The 16,448-nt window shown below is 60.4% G+C and carries 15 protein-coding genes; 1 reads left to right on the top strand and 14 read right to left on the bottom strand.

The window, feature by feature from the left end:
* Positions 1 to 16 precede the first annotated feature (16 nt).
* The 7 genes from ytfQ to pcsA all read right to left on the bottom strand — a co-directional run bounded on the left by ytfQ (position 17) and on the right by pcsA (position 7,574).
* On the bottom strand, positions 17 to 979 hold the full coding sequence (gene ytfQ / locus FHT93_RS01485; protein ID WP_063475569.1) for a galactofuranose ABC transporter, galactofuranose-binding protein YtfQ: 963 nt from the start codon (positions 977 to 979) through the stop codon (positions 17 to 19).
* Between the two features lie 148 nt (positions 980 to 1,127).
* Entirely contained in the window at positions 1,128 to 2,204 is a 1,077-nt protein-coding gene (locus tag FHT93_RS01480) for a BMP family ABC transporter substrate-binding protein (RefSeq protein WP_112547199.1), read from the bottom strand.
* Between the two features lie 52 nt (positions 2,205 to 2,256).
* Positions 2,257 to 3,177 carry an ABC transporter permease gene (locus FHT93_RS01475; protein WP_112547198.1) on the bottom strand — a complete coding sequence of 307 codons (921 nt, stop codon included), beginning with the start codon at positions 3,175 to 3,177 and terminating at the stop codon, positions 2,257 to 2,259.
* A complete protein-coding gene (locus FHT93_RS01470) occupies positions 3,174 to 4,259 on the bottom strand; it encodes an ABC transporter permease (RefSeq protein ID WP_112968645.1) in 1,086 nt (361 codons plus the stop codon). Before FHT93_RS01470 ends, FHT93_RS01475 begins: the two co-directional genes overlap by 4 nt.
* Positions 4,249 to 5,817: an ABC transporter ATP-binding protein gene (locus tag FHT93_RS01465; RefSeq protein ID WP_183845933.1), complete on the bottom strand. Its 1,569-nt coding sequence runs from the start codon at positions 5,815 to 5,817 to the stop codon at positions 4,249 to 4,251. The genes FHT93_RS01470 and FHT93_RS01465 overlap by 11 nt, the downstream gene beginning before the upstream one ends.
* Positions 5,818 to 5,856: 39 nt before the next feature.
* A complete protein-coding gene (locus tag FHT93_RS01460; protein ID WP_183845932.1) occupies positions 5,857 to 6,837 on the bottom strand; it encodes a quinone oxidoreductase in 981 nt (326 codons plus the stop codon).
* 11 nt (positions 6,838 to 6,848) lie between these two features.
* The gene (gene pcsA / locus FHT93_RS01455) at positions 6,849 to 7,574 is read right to left on the bottom strand and encodes a phosphatidylcholine synthase (protein ID WP_112547195.1); all 726 of its coding nucleotides are present in this window, start codon (positions 7,572 to 7,574) and stop codon (positions 6,849 to 6,851) included.
* Between the two features lie 345 nt (positions 7,575 to 7,919).
* On the opposite strand from pcsA, the gene FHT93_RS01450 reads away from it, so the two are divergent.
* Entirely contained in the window at positions 7,920 to 8,732 is an 813-nt protein-coding gene (locus FHT93_RS01450) for a ferredoxin--NADP reductase (RefSeq protein WP_112968646.1), read from the top strand.
* A 48-nt stretch (positions 8,733 to 8,780) separates the two neighbouring features.
* On the opposite strand, the gene FHT93_RS01445 is transcribed toward FHT93_RS01450, so the two are convergent.
* From FHT93_RS01445 to argH, 7 genes are all read right to left on the bottom strand, one after another.
* Positions 8,781 to 9,395 carry a GntR family transcriptional regulator gene (locus FHT93_RS01445; protein ID WP_113210598.1) on the bottom strand — a complete coding sequence of 205 codons (615 nt, stop codon included), beginning with the start codon at positions 9,393 to 9,395 and terminating at the stop codon, positions 8,781 to 8,783.
* Between the two features lie 102 nt (positions 9,396 to 9,497).
* Positions 9,498 to 10,700: an ABC transporter permease gene (locus FHT93_RS01440; RefSeq protein ID WP_112547193.1), complete on the bottom strand. Its 1,203-nt coding sequence runs from the start codon at positions 10,698 to 10,700 to the stop codon at positions 9,498 to 9,500.
* A complete protein-coding gene (locus FHT93_RS01435) occupies positions 10,690 to 11,406 on the bottom strand; it encodes an ABC transporter ATP-binding protein (RefSeq protein ID WP_113206917.1) in 717 nt (238 codons plus the stop codon). Before FHT93_RS01435 ends, FHT93_RS01440 begins: the two co-directional genes overlap by 11 nt.
* A gap of 12 nt (positions 11,407 to 11,418) precedes the next feature.
* Positions 11,419 to 12,717 carry an efflux RND transporter periplasmic adaptor subunit gene (locus FHT93_RS01430; protein WP_112547191.1) on the bottom strand — a complete coding sequence of 433 codons (1,299 nt, stop codon included), beginning with the start codon at positions 12,715 to 12,717 and terminating at the stop codon, positions 11,419 to 11,421.
* A 291-nt stretch (positions 12,718 to 13,008) separates the two neighbouring features.
* The gene (locus FHT93_RS01425; RefSeq protein ID WP_183845931.1) at positions 13,009 to 13,905 is read right to left on the bottom strand and encodes a sugar kinase; all 897 of its coding nucleotides are present in this window, start codon (positions 13,903 to 13,905) and stop codon (positions 13,009 to 13,011) included.
* Positions 13,902 to 14,933: a sn-glycerol-3-phosphate ABC transporter ATP-binding protein UgpC gene (ugpC, locus tag FHT93_RS01420; protein ID WP_112547189.1), complete on the bottom strand. Its 1,032-nt coding sequence runs from the start codon at positions 14,931 to 14,933 to the stop codon at positions 13,902 to 13,904. The genes FHT93_RS01425 and ugpC overlap by 4 nt, the downstream gene beginning before the upstream one ends.
* Positions 14,933 to 16,447 carry an argininosuccinate lyase gene (gene argH / locus FHT93_RS01415; protein WP_183845930.1) on the bottom strand — a complete coding sequence of 505 codons (1,515 nt, stop codon included), beginning with the start codon at positions 16,445 to 16,447 and terminating at the stop codon, positions 14,933 to 14,935. The genes ugpC and argH overlap by 1 nt, the downstream gene beginning before the upstream one ends.
* Position 16,448: the final 1 nt, after the last annotated feature.

The raw sequence follows: 16,448 nt of genomic DNA, 5'->3' as shown, positions 1-16,448 counted from the left end.
CGGTTGCAGGTTCTAATCAGTAGCCCTGGCCCTTCTTTTCTTCGTAGACCTTCATCGGGTCGTCAGCAGGCGTATAGAGCTTGGATTCAGTCTGGATCCACTTCGCCGGAGCCTTCTTGTCCTTCAGGTATGCATCGAGCGCATCGAAGGCCGGGCCTGCCATGTTCGGCGTCAGCTCGACCGTGGCATTGGCCTCACCTTCGGACATGGCCTTGAAAATGTCCGGCACGGCGTCGATGGAGACGACGAGGATGTCCTTGCCGGGCTTCAGGCCAGCTTCCTTGATCGCCTGGATGGCGCCAACCGCCATATCGTCGTTATGGGCATAGAGAGCGCAGATGTCCTTGCCGCCGTTCTCGGCCTTCAGGAAGCTTTCCATGACTTCCTTGCCCTTGGTGCGGGTAAAGTCGCCGGTCTGGCTGCGAACGATCTTCAGGTTGTCGTGGCCGGCAAGAGCCTCTTCGAAGCCCTTCTTGCGAGCGATGGCCGGCGACGAACCGGTGGTGCCCTGCAGCTCGACGACGTTGCACTTCTTGTCGCCGACGGTCTTTACCAGGAAGTCGCCTGCGACCTTGCCTTCGTGGACCAGGTCGGAGGTAACCGCCGTCAGGTAGAGATCGTCAGGAGCCTTGATGGTACGGTCGAGAAGGATGACCGGAATCTTGGCTTCCTTGGCTTCCTTCAGAACGTCGTCCCAGCCGGTTTCGACAACGGGAGCAATGAGAATGGCATCGACGCCCTGAGCAATGAAGGAGCGCAGAGCCTTGATCTGATTTTCCTGCTTCTGCTGAGCATCGGCAAACTTCAGATCGATGCCGCGCTTCTTGGCCTGTTCCTTGGTCACTGTCGTTTCAGCCGCGCGCCAGCCCGATTCCGAACCGATCTGCGAGAAGCCAACAGTCAAGCCGGCGGCCGAAGCCGAACCGAACATGCAGGCAGCCAGAATCGTGGCACTCAAAAGTGCAGTCTTCAATTTCATGATTTCCTCTCCCAATGCCGCGTCTCGCGGCGCAGGGTCAAAAAATCATATAGTAATACTTTTGTAAATGCGCATTTTGGTATGCACTGCAGCAAAAAAGGCGCTCTTTTCAGAGCGCCTTTTCGCAACTGCGAGTTACAAAAACTGCTTATTGTGCCGGCAGCTTGTCATCCACGCCTTCGACGTAGAAGTTCATGCCGAGCAGCGTGCCGTCATCAGCCTTTTCGCCGGCTTTCAGCCATGGCGTGCCGTCCTGCTTGTTGATCGGCCCGGTGAAAGGATGCAGTTCGCCGGACTTGATCTTGGCTTCCGTTTCCTCAGCCATCTTCTTCACGTCGTCAGGCATATTGGTGTAAGGCGCCATCTTGAGGATGCCATCTTTCAGGCCGTCCCAGCTCTGCTCGGACTTCCAGGTACCGTCGAGAAGGGCATGAACGCGCTTGGAGTAATAGTTGCCCCAGGTATCGACGATCGCCGTCAGCTGAGCCTTCGGGCCGGCTGCGATCATGTCCGATGCCTGGCCGAAAGCGTGGATGCCGCGCTCTTCGGCAACCTGCATCGGCGCAGTGGTGTCGGTGTGCTGGGTCAGCACGTCGACGCCCTGGTCGATCATGGCCTTGGCAGCGTCTGCTTCCTTGCCCGGGTCGAACCAGGTGTTGACCCAGATGACCTTGAGCTTGAAGCTCGGGTCGATCGACTTTGCGCCCTGCTCGAAGGAGTTGATGCCCATGACCACTTCCGGGATCGGGAAGGAGGCGATGTAGGCAGCGCCATGATTCTTCGAGGTCTTGGCGGCGATCTGGCCGAGGATGTAGCGGCCTTCATAGAAGCGCGAATTGTAGGTCGCGAGGTTCGGGCCGGCCTTGTAGCCGGTGCCGTGCTCGAACTTGACCTTCGGGAACTTGGCGGCAACCTTGACCGTCGCGTCCATGAAACCGAAAGACGTCGTGAAGATCAGCTGGCAGCCGGAACGCGCGAGACGTTCGATGGCGCGCTCGGCATCGGGGCCTTCCGGGACGTTTTCGAGGTAGGGCGTTTCGATCTTGTCACCGAATTCGGCCTGGATCTGCTGGCGGCCGACATCGTGCGCCTGCGAATAACCGCCGTCATTGTGTGCGCCGACATAGACGAAGCAGACTTTCGTCTTGTCCGCCGCCGCGGCGGCTGAGGATATACCGATCACGGCTGCGGCCGATGCGGCAAGTGTGAGTGCGAACTTCTTCATGATGACCCCTGTTGGTTTGAAGTTATTCCGGAAACCCGTCCGTGTTCTTGTTTTATCGCTCCGGTACGAAGGCTTTTCCAAGCGACGCGGGCGTGTTGATCAACGTCGTGCGTCGATTATGAGAAATGATGATGAGAACCACAATAGTCGCGGCATAGGGCAGCATCGAGAGGAACTGCGATGGGATGCCGAGACCGAAAGCCTGCGCATGAAGCTGCAGGATCGTGACCGCTCCGAAGAGATAACCGCCGGCAAAGACCCGCCACGGGCGCCAGGAAGCGAAGACCACCAGCGCCAGCGTGATCCAGCCGCGGCCCGCCGACATGTTCTCCACCCATTGCGGCGTATAGACGAGCGAAAGCTGCGCGCCGGCAAGACCCGCGCAGGCACCGCCGAACATGACAGCCAGATAGCGCGTGCGGATGACATGAATGCCGAGTGCATGGGCAGAACCGTGGCTGTCGCCGATCGCCCTGAGTTTCAGGCCGGGGCGGCTTCTGAACAGGAACCAGCTCACGCCGAAGAGCAAGGCAATCGACAGGTAGAAGATCAGATCCTGCTTGAAGAGAACCGGGCCGATAACGGGAATATCGGACAGAAGCGGGACGACGATCTCTTTCAGCTGAATGCCGGGGACGCTGACATAGGGCTCGCCGAGTTGGCCGGAGACGCCAAGGCCGAGAAGGGTCAGCGCCAGGCCGGTCGCCACCTGGTTTGCCACCAGTGTCAGCGTCAGGAAGGCGAAGAGCAGCGAGAAAAGCGCGCCGGCGGCAATGCCGCAGATGATGCCGACATAGGGCGAACCGGAGATCTGCGCGCCGGCAAAGGCGGCGACAGCACCCATGATCATCATGCCCTCGACGCCGAGATTGAGGACGCCGGAGCGCTCCGTCACGAGCTCACCGAGGGCTGCGATGACGAGCGGCGTGGAGGCGGTGATAACCGTCAGGAGAATGGCTTCGAAGATGCTCATGCCGCGTTGCCTCTCACCCGCGACCAGACGATGCGGATTTTATAATAGATCAGCGTGTCGCAGGAGAGCACGAAGAAGAGGATGAGCCCCTGGAAGACGCGGGTGACCTTGTCCGAAACACCGATCGAAAGCTGCGCCGCCTCACCGCCCAGATAGGTCAGCGCCAGCACAAGACCGGAAGCAATGACGCCGAGCGGATTGAGGCGACCGAGGAAGGCGACGATGATGGCGGTGAAGCCGTAACCGGGCGAAATCGCCGGCTGCAGGTGGCCGATCGAGCCCGAGACCTCGCAGATCCCGGCTAGGCCTGCGAGCGCGCCGGAAAAGAGGAAGCTGAACCAGATCATCTTCTTCGAGGAAAAGCCTGCGAAGCGCCCTGCCCGTTCCGACTGGCCGAGCACGACGACTTCGAAGCCCTTCAGAGTGAAGCGCATCATGAACCAGACGAGAACAGCCGCGACGATCGCGAAAATGAAGGCCCAGTGGGCGCGGCCGGACTCCTCCCATATAGCCGGGACGATCGCCTCCGGCGCAAAGTCGCGCGAGACCGGGAAGTTGAAACCCTTCGGATCGCGCCATGCGCCGCGGATCAGCCAATCGAGAAAGAGCTGGGCGATATAGACCAGCATCAGCGACGTCAGGATCTCGTTGGTGTTGAAATGCGCTTTCAATAATGCCGGAACGGCTGCGAACAGCGCGCCGCCGAGCGCTCCCAGAACCAGCATCAGCGGCAGTACAAGCGGTGAATGCCAGTCGTAGAAGATGATCGGGACATAGGAGCCGGTGATCGCGCCGATGGTGAACTGGCCTTCGGCGCCGATATTCCAGTTGTTGGAGCGATAACAGACGGCAAGACCGACGGCGATCAGGATCAGCGGTGCTGCCTTGACCGCCAATTCGTGCAACGACCAGACTTCCAAAAGTGGCTCGAGGAAGAAGGCATCGAGTGCCTCGACCGGATCCTTGCCGAGCATGGCGAACATGATCGCGCCAAATATCAGCGTCAGGACGAGGGCGAGAAGCGGTGAAACGAAGGCGTAGAGCTTCGAGACCTGCGGGCGCTTTTCAAGCTCAATGCGCATCAGCGGCCTCCGCGGCATGCTTGCCTTCATGCAGGCCGCCCATCAGCAGGCCAATCTTCTCGCGCGTGAGTTCACCTGCCGCATAGGGTTTTGAAAGCCGTCCCTCGGAGATGACGGCGATATCTGTCGCCACCTCGAAGATTTCGTCGAGATCCTGGCTGATGACGACGACGGCGGAGCCCGCTTTTGCCAAGTCCACAAGCGCCTGACGGATGCGGCTTGCAGCACCGGCATCCACACCCCAGGTCGGCTGGTTGACGACCAGCACAGCCGGCTGGCGGTCGAGTTCGCGGCCGACGATGAATTTCTGCAGATTGCCGCCGGAGAGCGAGCCCGCGGCGGGATCATCGCCGCTCTTGCGCACGTCCATGGCCTCTGAAATGCGCCGTGCGGCGGATTTCACCGCGCCCTGCCTGATAATGCCGAGGACACCGAGAAAGGCCTTGCGGTCCGACTGGCTGCGGGCCAGCACCAGATTGTCAGAGAGCTTCATGGCCGACACCGCCGCATGACCATGCCGCTCTTCCGGCACGAAACCGGCGCCAAGCAGGCGGCGGGCCGTGATTCCCTGCGTTCCGACCGGCTTCTTGCGGATCACGATTGCTTCGGCCGACGACACCGGATATTCGCCGGACAGCGCATCGAACAGCTCGCTCTGTCCATTGCCCGCAACGCCGGCAATGGCAAGGATTTCACCCGATCGAACGCTCATGGAGACGTCGCGCAGCGGCATGGCAAAGGGCGTGCGCGCTGCAACGGAAAGGCTCGAAACGGCGAGTTGCACCTCGCCCTTGTCGCTACGCTCGGGATGGGTCACAGCCGCCACCTCACTGCCGACCATCATCCGGGCGAGAGAGGCGGGCGTTTCCTGCTTCGGATCGCAGGCGCCGGTCACACGGCCGTGGCGGAGCACGGTGGCGCGATCGCAAATACGCTGCACCTCTTCCAGGCGGTGGCTGATATAGAGAACGGAGCGCCCCTCGGCACGCAGCTTGAAAAGTGTTTCGAAGAGCTTGTCGGCCTCCTGCGGTGTCAGCACCGATGTCGGTTCATCGAGGATGATGAGCTTCGGGTTCTGCAAGAGCGCGCGGACGATTTCGATGCGCTGACGCTCGCCAACCGAGAGATCGGCGACATGCGCATGCGGATCGAGCGGCAGGCCATAGGCCGTAGACAGCGCCCTCGCCTCTTCGGCGATCCTGCCGATCGGAATGCTGTCATCAAGCGAAAGCGCGATATTTTCGGCAACGGTCAGCGCCTCGAACAGCGAAAAATGCTGGAAGACCATGCCGATGCCGAGCTTGCGGGCCTCGCCCGGCGAGGTGATCGCAACCGGCGTTCCCTCCCAGAGGATATGCCCATCCGTCGGCTCCAGAACGCCGAAGAGCATCTTGACCAGCGTGGATTTGCCTGCGCCATTTTCGCCGAGGAGCGCATGAATTTCGCCCGGCGCTATATCGAGATCGATTTCATTGCAGGCGGCAAAGCTACCGAAGAATTTCGTCAGCTTCTGCACCGATAACAACGCGCCGGAAGCCGGCACATTCAATGGCGACACGTTCCCCTCATTTCTTCTGCCGACCGGTCCTTTTGGATCTCATGGAATCAGCAGCGTCGTTCCGGTTGTTTTTCTTGTTTCCAGATCCGCGTGCGCCCGCCCAACCTCACGCAGCGGATAGGTTTGGTTGATATTGATACGCACTTTGTTGCTCTGCACAACATCAAATAGATTGTTTGCACAATCGGTCAGTTCCTGACGCGAGGCAATATAAGTGAAGAGCGTCGGGCGAGTGGCATAGAGAGAGCCCCTCTGGGCGAGGTGCGCCATGGTAAAATTCTCGATCGCGCCCGAAGATTGACCAAACGATGCGAAGAGGCCGCGTGGCTTCAGGCAATCCAGCGATTGTGGGAAAGTGTCTCGGCCGATCGAGTCATAAACCACGTCGACGCCCTTGCCCCCCGTGATCTCCCGCACGCGTTCCGCAAATTTCTCGGTCTTGTAATTGATGACATGATCATAGCCATGTTCGAGCGCCAGCTGGACCTTGTCAGCGGAGCCTGCCGTGCCGATGACGGTTGCGCCGAGCGCCTTTGCCCACTGGCCGGCGATGAGGCCGACGCCGCCGGCTGCGGCATGGAAGAGCAGCACGGTTTCAGGGCCGACCTTGAACGTGCGGTTCAGGAGATACTCGGCCGTCATACCCTTAAGCATCATGGCGGCTGCTGTTTCCAGGCTGACGCCGTCGGGCACCTTCACCAGATGTTTCGTCTCGATGTTTCGCTCGGCGCTATAGGCGCCATCAGAGCCCGCATACGCAACGCGGTCGCCCACGGCAAAATCAGTCACGCCGGGACCGACTGATGTCACAATGCCGGCAGCTTCCTTGCCGGTCACAAAGGGCAGATGCGGAGCCTTGTAGGTGCCGTCGCGGAAATAGACGTCGATGAAATTCAGGCCGATCGCTTCCTGGCGGATCTGCACCTGACCTTGGGAAGGCGGCGGCAGATCGATATCGACATATTCGAAAACTTCAGGTCCGCCATTTCTGGAAAAAGAAACCGCCTTCGTCATTGCCATCGCCGTTTACCTCACTTGCGTCCGAGCGCAGGGAAGAATTGGAGCACACCGCCGATGACGTAAAGGTAGATGCCGCTCACGATGAAGAGAACGACTGCCCATTGCGGCATATCGAAATGCTTCAGCAGCGAATAGGCGCCGAGTGCCGACCAGAGCAGGAAGATGCCGAGGTTCAACGGGCGCAGCCGCTGGACGCGCACTGGATGCAGGAAGTTGATCGGCAGGAAGGTAAGGACCACCGAAACGGTGACGACGATAAAGGCCGTCATCTCGCTCGCGTGCATGACGAAGAGCGTGAAGATGACCATGTTCCAGACGACGGGGAAGCCCGAGAAGAAATACTCCTCGGTCTTCATGCCCATATCGGCATAATAGATGGCGCTCGAAACGACGATCATGCCGGCGGCAACGAATGACCAGGGCTCGCCGATCATGCCGCTCTGATAGAGCGCAAAGGCCGGCAACAGCACATAGGTCACGTAGTCGATAATATTGTCGAGCGTATCACCCGACCAGTTGGGCAGCACTTCCTTGACACGCACCTTGCGGGCAATCGGGCCGTCAATGCCATCGACAAGAAGGGCCAGACCCAGCCACCAGAACATATCGACGAAGCGGTGCTCGGCAGCCGCCACCACGCCGAGAAACGCGAGAAAGGAACCGGAGGCCGTCAGAATATGGACGGAAAATGCGCGCATTTCCGCGTATGGAACGCGCTTATAGTTGAAGATTTTCATGTTCCCCCGTAACCACCTGTCGCGCCCGCGTCGCGGTGGGCGTCGTTTTTATTGAAGCATGCGACGATCCTTCGGATCGCTCGCCACGCTCTATCTTTTTACTTGCCGCGTGTCCTTAGCGCAAAACCGCCGAACTGTTTTGCGAGACATGCTTTAATATGCATCCTTTGAATAGCTTAGCCAGTGCAAAAGCGACAGTTCATCACAGCACTGATTCCTGACAATGACATGCATATTTCGCTCCCCAGCCATGCGATGGAATGGATTGCCTTTAATTCAACGGGGTTTTGTAATATCTGCCTCGCATGTGATGATCTTCTTGCGAACGACGAGTCCGATATCGAAATGAACGCACCCGCAAAGACCGAAGAATTCGCTTCCGCCATCCCCGCCGGCGTCTATGCCGAGACGGTGCTGAGCGTGACGCATTATACCGACCGGCTCTTCCGCTTCACGATGACCCGGCCAGACGGCTTCCGTTTCCGTTCGGGCGAGTTTGCGATGATCGGCCTTATGGTCGAAGGCAAGCCGGTTTTCCGCGCCTATTCGATCGCAAGCCCGGCCTGGGCAGAAGAACTGGAATTCTTCTCCATCAAGGTACCGGATGGCCCGCTGACCTCGCATCTGCAGCTCATCAAGCCGGGCGACCAGGTGCTGATGCGCAAGAAGCCGACAGGCACGCTTGTTCTCGATGCGCTGACCCCCGGCAAGCGTCTCTATATGTTCTCGACCGGCACGGGCATTGCACCGTTCGCGAGCCTCATCCGCGATCCGGAGACCTACGAGAAGTTCGACGAGGTCATCCTCACCCATACGGCGCGCGAAATTTCCGAGCTGAAATATGGCTTCGATCTCGTCCACGAGATCCAGAATGACGAACTCCTCCAGGAAGTCGTCGGCGACAAGCTGCGCCACTATGCGACGGTCACCCGCGAGGATTTCGAATATCGCGGCCGCATCACCGACCTGATCTCCTCCGGCAAGCTCTTTACCGATCTCGGCGTTCCGCCGATCGATCCGGCTATTGACCGAGGCATGATCTGCGGTTCTTCCGCCATGCTGAAGGACACCAAGGAGCTCCTGGAAAAGGCCGGCCTCGACGAGGGCGCCAACAGCAAGCCCGCCGAATTCGTGATTGAACGCGCCTTCGTCGGCTGAGGCTGTAATCCTGATCCACAGGCAACGGCTCCGGAAACGGGGCCGTTTCTATTTCTGGCTCAGATAATCGATGAGGTCGGCCATGGCCTCGCGCGCCTGCTCGGCCTCGCCCTGATGAATGGCCTTGATGACCGTAACATGCAGCGAGATGGAGCGATCCATCCGTTCCGGATTGGCGGTCGAATACCAAAGACGGCGGGAATGGGTCTGGACCGGCCCCAATGCGGCGATCATGAAACTGTTCGGACAGGCGTCCTCAAGGATCTCGTCAAAGGCCTTGTCTGCGGCGAAGAAGCCCGCGAGATCGCCGCGGACGGCGCATTCCTCCATCGCCAGCGCGCAGGCGACAAGCCGTCCCCTCTGCTCCTCATTGGCCGCATCTGCCACCAGAGCCGCAGCAACCGGCTCCAGCTTGCGGCGCACCTGCATGACATTGGCGTGGTCTTCAGCGTGAATTTCAGCAATCTGCAGACCGACACGCGGCTTGACCAGTATCAGCCCCTGCCAGGCAAGCTTCTGGATAGCCTCCCGCACCGGCGTGCGGCCATGGCCAGCAAGATCGATAAGCTGCTTTTCCGTCACCAGCGCACCCGGTGCCAAAGCCAGCGTCACGATAGCGTGCTCCAGCGCCAGATAGGCGAGATGACTTAGCGATTCCTGCATACGGGCGAATCCGAGGCTGATATATCAATACTGGCACGGTTCAATGCCGAAGACAAGTTATCCTTATATATCAAAGCCATGCCGTGCGCGAGAGCATTCTCTCTACTCGTGGCGCAATGCCTCGATGGGATTGAGCTGGGCTGCGCGCCTCGCCGGAAAGAAGCCGAAAATCATGCCGATCGCTGCTGAAAAGACGAAGGCGATGAAGATGATGAGCGGACTGACCACGAAGGGCACATTGAGGAAGCTGACCGTACCGTAGGCAAGCGTCAGGCCGAGCATGATGCCAGCTATGCCGCCGAAGAGTGACAGGGCGACAGCCTCGACAAGGAATTGTGTCAGCACCTGGTTTTCAAGCGCGCCGATCGCAAGGCGGATACCGATCTCGCGGGTGCGCTCCGTCACCGATACCAGCATGATGTTCATGATGCCGATGCCGCCAACGAGCAAGCTGACGGCGGCGACCGCTCCAAGCAGACCCGTCAGCAGCGTGGTGGTTCCGGTCATGGCTTCAGCGATCTGCGTCATGTCATTGACGTTGAAATCGTCCTGACGGCCGGGAATGATCTTGCGGCGTTCACGCAGCAGGTTCTCGACATCGGCCTGCACCTTTGAGGTCGAGACGCCGTCTCGCGCCGAGATGAGGATCGTCGGCACATTGGAGGTGCCGCTGATGCGGCGCTGGAAGACCTTGACCGGCATGATGACGGCATCATCCTGGTCGTTGCCCATGCCGGACTGGCCGCGCTTTGCCAGGACGCCGATGACCGGGCAGGAAACCTTGCCGACACGGATCAGTTGGCCGGTCGGATCCGCAGCCCCGAAAAGCTGCTCTCGCACGGTCTCGCCAATGATGCAGCGCGACTGGCCGCGCTCTTCTGCCGGCGTGAAATTGCGGCCAAGCGCAAGATCCCAGTCCTGTGCGATGAAATAGTCGTTGGTCGTGCCATAGACCGTGGTTGAATGGTTCTGGCCGCCGAAAATGACGGTTGCCGTCGACTGGTTGGAGGGCGCAACCGCTCGGAGACCCGGAACCTGATCACGGATCGCCTCGACATCCTTCAGCGTGAAGCGCCGCGCCTCGGAACTGGCACGGCCGGGTCCGAACTGACCGGGACGCACGAAGAGCATGTTGGTGCCGAGACGTGACAACTCGGTCGAAACCTGCGCCGTCGTGCCGTTGCCGATCGTGACGAGCGCGATGACGGCGGCAACGCCGATGACCACGCCGAGTACGGTGAGGAAGGAGCGCAGCAGATTGCGGCTGATCGCGCGAAGCGCGAGCTTCAGCGTTTCAAAGAACATGTTCCGCCCTCCGCTGATGCTCTACTTCGGTTTCCAGCTTGCCGTCGACGAAACGCAACAAGCGCCCTGCATAGGCAGCAATATCAGGCTCGTGCGTGACCATGACGATGGTGATGCCCTGTTCGCGGTTCAGCCGCGTCATCAGGTCCATGATCTCGATGCTGGTCTTGGTATCGAGGTTGCCGGTCGGCTCATCGGCGAGCAGCAAGGCTGGCTCGGTGACGATAGCGCGGGCGATTGCCACACGCTGCTGCTGGCCGCCGGAGAGTTCCTGCGTCTTGTGATGTTCCCTGCCCGACAAGCCGACGAGGCCGAGCGCCTCCCGCGCCCGCTTGCGCCGCTCGCCGACCGCCATGCCGCGATAGATCAGCGGCAATTCGACATTCTCGACCGCCGAGGTGCGCGACAGCAGATTGAAACCCTGGAAGACGAAACCCAGCATATGCCGGCGCAGCAGCGTCAGCTGGCTGCGGTCGAAGCCGCCGGTCGAAATGCCCTGGAAAACATAGTCGCCTGAGGTCGGCACATCGAGGCAGCCGAGTATGTTCATCGCGGTCGACTTGCCGGAACCGGACGGCCCCATGATGGCGACAAATTCATGGGTACGGATTGAAAGATCCACGTGGTCGAGCGCGCGGATTGCCGCAGCACCCTCGCCGTAAATCTTCGAGACCTGCCTGAATTCCAGAAGCGGCGGGCGTTCCATCATCGGCTCCCGTCAGTTCGTCCGCGTCGCGGTATCGGTGATGATCGCATCCTTTTCGGTAAGCTCGCCCGAGGTGACCTGCGTGAACTGGCCATCCGAGGAGCCAACCTGGATCACGACGGCTGCGGGATGGCCGTTGCGCAGCACCCAGACCCGGCGTTGCGTGCCGGTCAGTTTGGCATCACCGCCACCACCGCTGCGGAGCGGACGCGGCGGGCGGAACAGGCTAAAGATACCACGGCCGCCACGGCCTTCTGCCTGCGGCGGAGCGTAACGCAGGGCCGCATTCGGGACCATCAGCGTGTCCTTGACGGCTTCGACGGTGATATCGGAGGTCGCCGTCATGCCGGGGCGTAGAAGCAAGTCGGCGTTATCGACCGAAAGCACCGCCTTGTAGGTGACGACATTGTTGACCACCTGAGAGGCAAAGCGGATCTGCTCGATGACGGCCGGGAAGGTGCGGTCGGGATAGGCGTCGACTGTGAACTTTGCCTTCTGGCCGACGGCGATCTGGCCGACATCGGCTTCGTCGACATCCACCTGTAGCTCCATCTTCTTGAGATCGCCGGCAATGGTGAAAAGCACGGGCGCCGACAGCGAGGCAGCAACGGTCGCACCCGGATCCACCGAGCGGGTCAGGATCACGCCATCGATCGGTGCGACGATCTTCGCCTTGCCAAGATTGACCTCGGCAAGCTGCAGGTCCGCCTCCGAGGCCAGGACCTCGGCCTCGTTGATATCCTTGGCGGCGACAGCCGAGTCATATTTATAGGTCGCGTCGTCAAGGCTCTGCTGCGTGGAGACGTTGCTCTTGACGAGGCTCTTCAGGCGGTCGAGCGAGGTCGCGGCCGATTGCATATCGGCATTCGCCTTGACCACATTTGCCTTTGCCGAGTTGAGCTTGGCGCGCGAGCTCTTGACGTCTGCCTCCAGCTTGTTCGTATCGAGTTCAGCCAGAATATCGCCTGCCTTCACTGCGCTGTTGTAGTCGACATTGACCTCACGCATCGTGCCCGACAATTCGCTCGATATATCGACTTGCTGGGTCGGCTGGACCGAACCTGTGGCAGTGACAAGCACTGTAAGATCGCCTCGCTTGACAGGCTGGGTCGTGTAGCTGATCTCGGAACGGCTGCGGCCCGTGTAGAAATAGGCCGCCGCGGCTGCGGCGAGGATTAGGAGCACCAGCGCGATCAGCCGTCCGCGCCAGCGCCGGCCCCTGCTCTGCCGGCCAGCGGCCAGCACGGCAGCAAGATCGGCGTTTGCGCCATTTTTGGAACCGGTCTCTTTACCAGCCTCCAGATTGTCCATGTCATCCTCGAAATATGCTTCGCCATGCCTGGCCTGTTCGCGCCAGAATAATCACAACGAACATGAACCCAACATTACCGATGCCCTGACGATGGTACGGAAATGCGGCTGAATTTCATGAAATATTCGTAAGGAAACAGCTGGATAGCGCGGCAAGTGCAAGCTGTTCCGCAGCAAGCCCCGGGCTCGACGCCAATATTCCGGGTTCCGTCCGGTGCAGCGATTTCTGCGCCGCTCCCGGTTAATTAGAGCGATCCGCGGCACTGAAAAGACCGCGGCATCGCCCAGACCCTAGCGTGAGGGAAGGATCGCAGCGCCGCCCGCAGCCTGAACCGCCAGGCTGCCCATGGCAATGCCTTCGCGCAGGCATATATCGGCACTCGCGCCGCCAAGCCAGGCATGGATGAGCCCGGCATTGAAGGCATCCCCTGCTCCCGTCGTATCCACGACCTTGACGCTGGGAGCATTCTGGTGGAGCCGGACGCTGGCGGCCGCGAAATAAGCGCCGCCGGCGCCTGCTTTCAGCGCGACGGCCGGGAAGTGCTCGGCGAGCCTGTCGAGTGCTTCCGTCGGATCGGAACGTCCGGTAATCGCTACGGCTTCCTCGACATTGGGCAGGAAAAGATCAATGCCTTCGCAGCGATCGAGGAAATCCTGCTGGTAGATCAGGGCCTCGTCCCAGCTCGGGTCGAGCGATACCGTAAGCCCGTTTTCCCTGGCTTTCGCAATCAAGTGGGGGATTTCCGCAAGGGTTGCGAATTCGGCGATGTGCAGGTGACGCGCCTCGCTCCAGGCAAGCGCCTCTTTAAGCGTTGCAGGTTCAGCGCTGCCAGCGCGGCGCGACAGAAAGGCGCGTTCCTCGCCATTGTTGATGGCGACGGTAACCTGCGGACCAGCGTCGGCCGCCCGGTCGAGAAAGCGCAGATCGACCCCACTTGCCTGCAGTTCGCCCGCCAGACCGTTGGAAAGTCCGTCCGTTCCGAGGCGGGAGAGCAAGGCGGTCTTGCGGCCGATATGGGCGGAATAAGCAGCCATGATGAAAGCGCCGCCGCCTGCGGCAATGCGCAGGTCATCAGCAAAGAGCTCGCGCCCGAGAACGGGCATAGTCTCCAGACCTGTGAAAATCAGGTCGCAGTAGGTCCGGCCAATGCTGAGCACCGCCGATCGGATGTCACTATCAGATGTCATTGGCGCCCGAGGGCCTTTTCCGTTTTTGCATCGAAAACATAGAGAGCACCTGACGCTGCATGGGCAGTCACCGCGCTGCCGACGGCCGGTATCACTTTACCGGGGGCCGTAGCAATCACCGATGTTCCGGCGACATCGAAATGCACCAGCGTTTCGGCGCCAAGCGGCTCGACGGCCGTCACCGTGCCCGAGAGCGACAGAACGCCGGCTTCCTCGCCAATGACAAGATCGTGCGGGCGCACGCCGATCAGATGGGGACCTCCCTGCCCGATGCGCAGACCATCGGCTGCCGCCGTGCCCGGAAGCAGGTTCATCGACGGGCTGCCGATGAAGCGTGCGGTAAAGACATCGGCGGGGTTCTCGTAGATATCCATCGGCGTTCCCGCCTGCAGGATGTGGCCGTCCTTCATGACAACGATGCGGTCAGCCATGGTCATGGCCTCCACCTGATCGTGCGTGACATAGACGATTGTCGTGCCGAGCCGCTGGTGCAGGCGCTTGATCTCGATGCGCATCTGGGTGCGAAGCTGGGCGTCGAGATTCGACAGCGGCTCATCGAAGAGAAAGGCCGAGGGATTGCGGACCATGGCGCGGCCGATCGCGACGCGCTGGCGCTGGCCGCCTGACAGTGCTGCGGGGCGGCGAGCGAGATAATCGGTCAGGCCGAGGATCTGCGCCGTCTCGTCGATGCGCTTGTCCTTTTCCACCTGCGACAGCTTCGAGGTGTAAAGGCCGAAACCAATATTCTGGCGTACGCTCATATGCGGATAGATGGCGTAGTTCTGAAACACCATGGCGATATTGCGCTGTTTCGGCTCGCGCTCGTTGACCACCTCGCCGCCGATTTTCAGCGTGCCGCCGGATATGTCCTCCAGACCGGCTATCATGCGCAGCGTCGTGGATTTTCCGCAGCCGGACGGGCCGACGAAGACGACGAATTCACCATCTGCGATCGCAAGATCGATGCCGTGGACGACATCGAGCTTGCCGTAGCGTTTGACGAGCCCCTGCAGTTCGATATTTGCCATCAGGCGGCCCCCATCAATGCCGTGAATCTGGTTTGAAGTTCCTCGGCAGCGGCGGCTTCGCGCGCTGCATTTTCCTGCGCATCTGCGGCGAATGCGGCAGCCTTTTCCTGGTAGGCTGCAAGCGCATCCGCCATCGGTGCCGGCGCGGGACCGCCGAAACGGGCGCGGACGGCAACGAAATGTTCCGGCGAAACGATCTCGGCAAACTGTGCCTTGTCGATGCCGGGTTTGCGGCCGGCCAATTCCTCGAAAGCTGCGAGGAAAGGCTGATAGCCGTCGTCCGAAAGACCGCCGCCCTTGGCGACGACGGCGCGAGCGACCGTCGCGGCAATCTCATGCGCCTGCCGGAAGGACAATCCTTCGAGGCGGACCAGCGAATCCGCGAGTTCGGTGATGGTGATGCAGGAGCGGCGGATATTGTCGGCCACACGCTGCGGATCAATGCTGATCTGCGCGACGAAGGCCGCCAGCAGGTCGAGCACGCGTCCGGCAGAATGGAACGCCTCGTAGCCCATGCCCTGCGTTTCGCCCTCGCTGTCGTTCATGTCGGTGAAGGGCGTATTGTGCATGACGTCGAGCACGGTGCGGGCTCGGCCAAAGGTCTGGCTAGCGAGATGTCGCATGTGCTCGATCGGCACCGGATTGCGTTTCTGCGGCATGATCGATGAGATCTGCACCAGCGCATTGGGAACATAGATCTGGCCCACCTCGAAGCTCGTCCAGAACTGGAAATCCTGGATCAGGCGGCCGAGATGCAGGAACATCAGCTCGATCGCGCTGTAGGTCGAGGTTGTGTAGTCGACCGCGGCGATGCAGCTGTAGGAATTGCGTAGCGGCGCGGCAAAGCCCAGCAGTTCGGCGACGCGGGCGCGATCGATCGGGAAGCCCGACGTGGTGATCGCCGCAGCACCCATGGGGCTGAGGTTGACGATCTCTCGCGCCTCGGCAAAGCGTTCGATATCGCGGATCAGCACTTCGATCGCCGCCGAAAGATAATGGCCGAAGGTTGTCGGCTGGGCCGGCTGCCCGTGCGTATAGGCAACGATCAACGTCTCCTTTTCCCAGTCGGCCGCCGCAATCATGGCATCGAGGAGCGTACGCGCCTTGACCATCAGAGCGTCGATGCGCTCCTTCAGGCCGAGCTTGAACAGCGTGTGGTCAATGTCGTTGCGCGAGCGCGCAGTGTGCAGGCGACCGGCGATATCGACGCCGATACGGGCCTTCAACTCCTTCTCGATGAGGAAGAAGAAGTCTTCGACTTCACCGGTATAGACGAGTTTTTCCGGGTCGATGTCGCGATCGATCGCTTCGAGTGCTGCGGCGATCTTGCCGGCCTGTTCGCGATCCAGAATGCCGGTTTCGACCAGCATGACGAGATGGGCACGGTCGATGCGGCGGAAGCCATCGACATGATGCGTCTTGGCGCCATCGAAGAGCGGCCTCAACACGGTTTCCTTGTAAACCGGATCAGGAAAGACGCTCCTGTCGGCAAGGCGTGGATTGGTTTCGGTCATG

Source organism: Rhizobium sp. BK379 (assembly GCF_014193955.1).
In the GTDB taxonomy this organism is placed as follows: domain Bacteria; phylum Pseudomonadota; class Alphaproteobacteria; order Rhizobiales; family Rhizobiaceae; genus Rhizobium.
This window is presented reverse-complemented; position numbering and strand designations above follow the sequence as displayed.